4 protein-coding genes are annotated in these 5,516 nt (G+C 42.5%); all 4 read left to right on the top strand.

The window, feature by feature from the left end; genetic code table 11:
- On the top strand, nt 1-304 hold a 304-nt coding region (locus tag T363_RS0113315; RefSeq protein ID WP_031476616.1), incomplete at its 5' end, for an IS3 family transposase.
- A gap of 46 nt (nt 305-350) precedes the next feature.
- Nucleotides 351-3,362, top strand: a complete 3,012-nt coding sequence (locus T363_RS0113310; RefSeq protein ID WP_031476614.1) for a DUF4268 domain-containing protein — start codon at nt 351-353, stop codon at nt 3,360-3,362.
- Nucleotides 3,363-3,385: 23 nt separating this feature from the next.
- Complete coding sequence (locus tag T363_RS0113305) at nt 3,386-3,844, top strand: hypothetical protein (protein ID WP_015519168.1); 459 nt, start codon at nt 3,386-3,388, stop codon at nt 3,842-3,844.
- A gap of 86 nt (nt 3,845-3,930) precedes the next feature.
- Complete coding sequence (locus tag T363_RS0113300) at nt 3,931-5,283, top strand: SEC-C metal-binding domain-containing protein (RefSeq protein WP_031476611.1); 1,353 nt, start codon at nt 3,931-3,933, stop codon at nt 5,281-5,283.
- Nucleotides 5,284-5,516: the final 233 nt, after the last annotated feature.

Below are 5,516 nucleotides of genomic sequence, written 5' to 3'. Positions count from 1 at the left end.
TTTAATTCTTCACTCAGACCAAGGCTGGCATTACCAGCATAAACAATACCAACAAATGCTCAGAAACAAGGGTATCCGGCAGAGCATGAGCCGCAAAGGTAACTGCTTGGACAATGCAGTGATTGAGAACTTTTTTGGTCTGCTCAAAAGCGAGCTGCTCTACCTGCAAGAATTTAACTCCATGGAGCACTTTAAGCAAGAACTGATAGAATATTTAGATTACTACAATAACAAAAGAATTAAGGCGAAATTAAAGGGCTTGCCGCCTGTCTTACACAGACAACAAGCCCTTTCAGTAGCTTGAACAGTATTTATTTGAAAATATTGTCTAACTTTTTGGGGTCACTTCATTGTCGCTGCTCTTTCAAAATAGATTATTCCGGATACCGGACTATCAGCGTGGCTATGCGTGGTTGCAGCAACAGTTGGTGGATTTTTGGGATGACCTTGTAAATCTTCAGGCTGACCGTTATCACTATACAGGTCTCCTGTCCCTTAAGCCTCTAAAAAGCAAGGAGACCGTCAGCTGGGGCGAGGACTTGTGGCTGGTCGAGAACGGATATAAGCCTTGTCATATCGTTGATGGCCAGCAGCGCATCACCACGTTTGTCATTCTCTTGAACGAGATCGTGGGATTTGTGCGTGGCTTAGATGAGAACAAGGGTAAGTCTGATAAAGAAATCACGCTGGGGTATGAAACGGTCGAAGAGATTGTCTCAAAATACATCTGCCGAAAAAGACCGCCAAACGGAGTAGTAACAACATACCTTTTTGGCTATGAGGTCGACAATCCCAGCGCAGAATACATGAAATATAAGGTGTTCGATGAGCCGTATTCCGGCGCAGTGAATGAGACATACTATACGAAGAATCTAAAGTTTGCAAAGAACTTTTTTGCAGAGAACATTAGGAAACTATATGATGAGTCCGGAGAAGGCGGCCTTGAGGCAGTAAATACGCTGTATAAAAAACTCACACAGCGCCTGATGTTTAATCTCCATGAAATCGACGATGATTACGATGTGTTTGTAGCTTTCGAGACCATGAACAATCGTGGTAAGAAGCTGACGAATCTTGAATTGTTGAAAAACAGACTGATCTATTTGACCACGCTTTATGATGATGAGGTATTTGACGAGAAGGACAAGTCTGCCCTCCGTAAGAAGATAAATGACGCTTGGAAGGAAGTCTACTATCAGCTTGGTAGGAATAAGAGTGTTCCGCTTTCTGATGATGATTTTTTGCGTGCGCATTGGATTATCTACTTCAGGTATTCCCGTAAACGTGGCGATGACTACATTAAATTCCTGCTAAGCAAGTTCTCGTCAAAGGGCATATTTGAAAAGGCACCAGTTCTGGTTGAGACAGAGGCCGAGTCGGTTATCAGCGATGATGTTACTGATGCAGACGACACGGAAGTTACTGAAACAGAAGAACAGGAAATCATAGAGGTATCCAAACTCCAGCCAAAAGAAATCGAGGACTATGTCAATAGCCTCAAAGATATGGCGAAGTACTGGTATGACACATATTTCCCATTTGAAAGTGCTAATCTTACTCCTGAAGAGCAAAAACGAGTCGATAGGCTTAACCGTATCGGCATCGGACATTTCAGGCCGCTGGTTACTGCGGTCATCAGTCGGCGGGATATTTCTGCGAACAGCAGAGTTAAAATCTTTGAAGCAGTTGAGCGCTTTATCTTTGTTGCATTTCGCTTGGGTAATTTTAATGCATCCTATGGCAGCAGTGATTATTATCGAGCTGCACGTCAGGTGTATGTGAAAGAAACGGATGTTGATGAGCTCTGTAAAGAAATATATGACAGGACAACGAACGATATCGATTTTGCCACGCAGAACTTTGTCACCAGAATTGAGAAATATTTTTCTACAGGGAATGGCTACTACGACTGGAACAGTCTGCGATACTTCTTTTATGAATATGAGGCTAAGCTGGCAGAGAAAAATAATATAGATCGTTTCTGCACGTGGTCAATGTTTACAAAGTCCGAGAAGGATAAAGTGTCTATCGAGCATATTCTCCCTCAGACACCGACGAAGTATTACTGGCGTAATATGTACCGGCAGTTTAAGGATTCGGAAATCAAGATGTTTTCTGGAGCACTTGGGAACCTTCTGCCGTTGTCTCAGAGCGTAAACTCGGCTTTGCAGAATGACAGTTTTGAGGATAAGAAGCATTCCAAAACCACAGGACGTCGCGGATACGAGAATGGATCTCACTCAGAGATAGAGGTATCCAAGCTGCAGGATTGGACTGCATTTGAGATATACAGCAGAACTGAAAAGCTTCTCGTTTTCATGCAGGAACGCTGGAACCTGCAATTCGACGAAGAACAGTTGGAAAAGCTGATCGGCATTTCGTTCGTCAAAGATGGACGAGAAATCCCGGAGGAGTTGGAGGAAGTATCGGCAAACGTACCGGAATCCGAGGAAAGTGCAGAAGGCTCCGGAGATGATCAAAAACTGCAATTCTGGACAGCATTCGTAAACTATGCTAATGAGCACGGCAGATCAAGCAATATAGCAAAACAGAAAGCTGCTGGCCGAACATATTACGATGTGCACATAGGCGCGAACGGCTATCACTTATTCTTTTCCATTCCCTATGGTAAACGAATCAAGATGGGCATCTACACCTATAATGTGGATACCTATAACCGTCTAAAAGAATTGAAAGATCAGATTGAGACCGAATTTGGTGAGAACCTAAATTGGGAATACTCAAAATCGACAGGTACAACACGTTCCATCGTTATTGAGGAGAAGGCTGATGTATTCAATCCAGCAGAGCAGCAGAAAATATTTGATTGGATCATCGACCATTTTGACCGGATCACGACAGCATTATCTATGGCCGGAGAACGTCTCAATATGAGCGGTGATTCCTCTGAAACGAGGTTTGAGATTAGAAAACGCTACTGGACGTATGCCTTAGCCCAAATCCATGAGGCACATGGTAATCCCGGCTCTTTCAGCAATGTGAATCCGAGTACGGACAACTGGATAAACGGATTCTTTGGCATTGGAGGTTTCTACCTCTGCTGTGTTGCGAATTTTGACTCTGCCCGTTCAGAGGTCGTATTTGCCAGAGCGGAGAGATCAGAGAATAAAGCTGCGTTTGATGCTCTTTACCAGCATAAAAGCGAGATTGAATCGAAGCTGGGAACGGAGCTTCAGTGGAACCGTGGAGATGATATCAAATCCTCGAAGGTATTTATTCAGCTTGATAACGTGAGCATTGAAAACGAGGATGACTGGCCGCAGATGGCAAAGTTCCATGCAGAATGGTCAAAGAAGTTCTACGATTTGATTGTGCCGTATATAACGGTAGATTGGCAATAGTCCACTCAGGACGAGGAGCACTGATGGCAAATTTAAATTCTGAGAATCCGCACGTCGGACGCAAGTTCCAAGAATTTGTGCAAACGATTCTCAAAGAAAAATATAATACATATTTTGAGCAAGAAGCAGCAATCCCCATCGGCAGACCGCCAAAGGAGCACAAGTTTGATCTTGCCAATGCTGACAGGTCTATCGTGGCTGAATGCAAATGTTATACGTGGACTGATTCCGGGAATGTTCCGAGCGCAAAGTTGATGGGCTTGGACGAGGCTGTATTTTACTTTGGCTTTCTGCCTTCTGGGACAAAGAAGCTGCTTTGTATGAAAAAAGCAGTGTTTCGTGGCAAGCAGGAAACACTGGCTGAGTATTATGTTCGAGCACATGGACATTTGCTTGAAGATGTCTCTGTAATAGAAATTTCTGATGATGGAACAATCAAGATTGTCAGAGATGGATCATCGATCCCAGCAGAGGCATATTAGGGCTACGACGATGAAATCCCATGCACTTGTGGAGCCGTCAAAGGTTGAGGCGATTTAATGCTTGATAATATGAATGGAGAAAATGCATGGTTTTTAATACATTTATAAAATGTCAGGTTTGCGGAAGTATTACCAGAGTCCGATTACAGGTTGGATGGCAAGAAGAACATCCTATTGTTGTGGCTTGCGGTAAATGTGGTACTTCCTTATCTGGCAGCGTTAAGATAGGACAAAACCGACCGGGGCTAAAGTTTTCTTTTGACAATGCGGATGAAATCCCGGATGCTGAAGCTGATTACATGGTTGAATGCTCTGGTGAATTTCCGACCGTGAAACAAGGCAAAGCAGCGGAGTTGGAAGAAGTCGTCATTACTCCGTTTATCCGCTATATGAATCGTATGAAGACGGATGATTCATATGAGCAGTTCGGAAAAGCGGTATCACAGCTTAATGCAACAGAAAAGAAATGGAAGAGCTATAAAAGAATCATTGACCTCTTCAGAAATAATAGTGAATACCTTGTTCAGGAGATACAAAAGGAATTCTCCGGACAATACTTTCAGTGCAGAGATGAGTCTGAGGTATTGAGAGCTATTCATATGATTGAGGTTCATGGGTTTTATTCTGCACTCAAAAAAGACATCTTGGATAATCTCTCTTTTAGTGCAGGAATTATGAAACTGGACTCTGTTCAGCTGAAGAGCTTAGTAGACTTCTTAAATTCACATGATGGTTATCATCTTGAGGAGCTACAGGATTTGATATATAAGGTCTATGATGATTTTATAAAAATATACCAGCGCCTCATTCCTGCTCTCGCTTTACAGTATTGCAAAGATGATTCTTTTGATTTCGAAGTTGAAGGCTCGACAACAAGTAGCTTTGATAGTGTAAAACAGTTCTATTTGGATGTTTATGAAGCCCTTGGTAATTTGCTTGTTATCCCGGTCGCTCTTAATAACATAAAATACAGGGCTGACGCGAATTCAATGAATCCTTTGGAAAAGAATGTATCTTCTTTAGAGGATTATATAAAGCTCACAAAGGCATCAAGGTATCATTTTTGCTTGAACACAGAAGTCTATACCGATTTCTTGGATGTTGTAGTAAATGCAAAACTGAGAAATGCGATTGGACACAATGATGTTGAATATGACGCGGTGAGTCAGGTTATTACTTACATTCCAAATCCAAAAGACAGAACCGTAAAGAAAACGGAATACCTTCTCGAATTTGAAAATGAAGCGATGCACATGTTTCAGGCCTTATTGGGTGTTTCAGAATACCTGTATCGACTAAGAGAGCTTTCTCTTATGTATGATGGCAAAATACCACTTATGGTTCAGGAAAGAGCAAACTGGCCAAAGAAGATAGGACGTAATGATCCATGTCCATGCGGAAGCGGAAAAAAGTACAAATTCTGTCACGGGAAGAATTAATGTTGAGGCGATGGGATTTCAGACTTGTTCCCTCAGAGCGAAGTCTTGAAGCGGTCGCCAAATCTGTGGATTTGCATATTATAGGTAGGCGCAAGGACTTTGACCTGTTTCCGAGAACGTACAAAGGTAAAAATCGGTGTGTTTTACGAAAAAAACACGCTTTGATAAATTCCCGCGAACGAACGCGAATTTGGCTACACACTTGACATCAATCTGGAGCAATCGAGCCATGT

Source organism: Agathobaculum desmolans ATCC 43058 (assembly GCF_000701665.1).
GTDB classification, from domain to species: domain Bacteria; phylum Bacillota; class Clostridia; order Oscillospirales; family Butyricicoccaceae; genus Agathobaculum; species Agathobaculum desmolans.
This window is presented reverse-complemented; position numbering and strand designations above follow the sequence as displayed.